We start from the raw sequence: 924 nt of genomic DNA, 5'->3' as shown, positions 1-924 counted from the left end.
TGGTGGGTTAACTAACTATTGGCTAGGTTTGCTGCTACCAAATCGAACTCAACAGGAAAACATGGTCATACCGCTTTGAGATGGTTAGCCAAATACGGCTAKTTGGGGCTGTTTTTAGTTGGCTTCCTGTGATTGGTGATCCTCTCTGTTTAGCAGCTGGTTGGCTGCGAATGAAATTTCTTCCTTGCTTGGCGCTGATTGCGCTGGGTAAAGCGGTACGCTATAGCGTGCTAGCTATGCTTTATATCGGACTATTCTAAGGAAAAAGCATGAAAAACTGATGCTGAGTGCCTGCTCTCTTTTTGTCCTCGCTGGTTGTTCTTCCGTAAAATCGGTTTCTGTGCCGTTTTTCTCATCATTACCAGAAGGCGTGACTCTGATTGAAGAGTCGTCAGCACAAGCGGGTAAGGTCAAAATCCCGTATGAAAAATACCGTTTAGAAAATGGCTTAACCGTCATTTTGTCTCCCGATCACTCCGATCCCTTAGTGCACGTTGACGTCACTTACCACGTCGGCTCGGCTCGAGAAGAGATTGGTAAGTCAGGCTTTGCGCATTTCTTCGAGCATATGATGTTCCAAGGTTCGGAGAATGTTGGTGATCAGCAACACTTCAAGATCATTACGGAGGCGGGCGGAACCCTGAATGGCACCACAAACCGAGATAGAACCAACTATTTCGAAACGGTGCCAGCGAACCAACTTGAGAAAATGTTGTGGTTAGAGTCAGATCGCATGGGCTTTTTGCTTGATGCCGTCTCGCAGCGTAAGTTTGAGGTGCAACGCGACACCGTGAAAAATGAGCGCGCTCAACGCTATGACAACCGCCCTTACGGTTTGATTTGGGAAAAAATGGCGGAAGCGATTTACCCTGAAGGGCACCCGTATTCGTGGCAAACTATTGGTTATGTTGAAGATCTTGATCG

Annotated in this window: 1 protein-coding gene and 1 pseudogene; both read left to right on the top strand. The window is 47.1% G+C overall.

Going from position 1 to position 924, the window contains the following annotated elements:
• Positions 1 to 260, top strand: a pseudogene (locus CIK04_RS26335) (YqaA family protein); the annotation flags it as partial.
• 20 nt (positions 261 to 280) lie between these two features.
• Positions 281 to 924 (top strand): pitrilysin family protein (locus CIK04_RS26330; protein ID WP_142995023.1); only part of this gene is annotated, 644 nt, incomplete at its 3' end.

This window comes from Vibrio sp. 03_296 (genome assembly GCF_002265885.1).
This window is presented reverse-complemented; position numbering and strand designations above follow the sequence as displayed.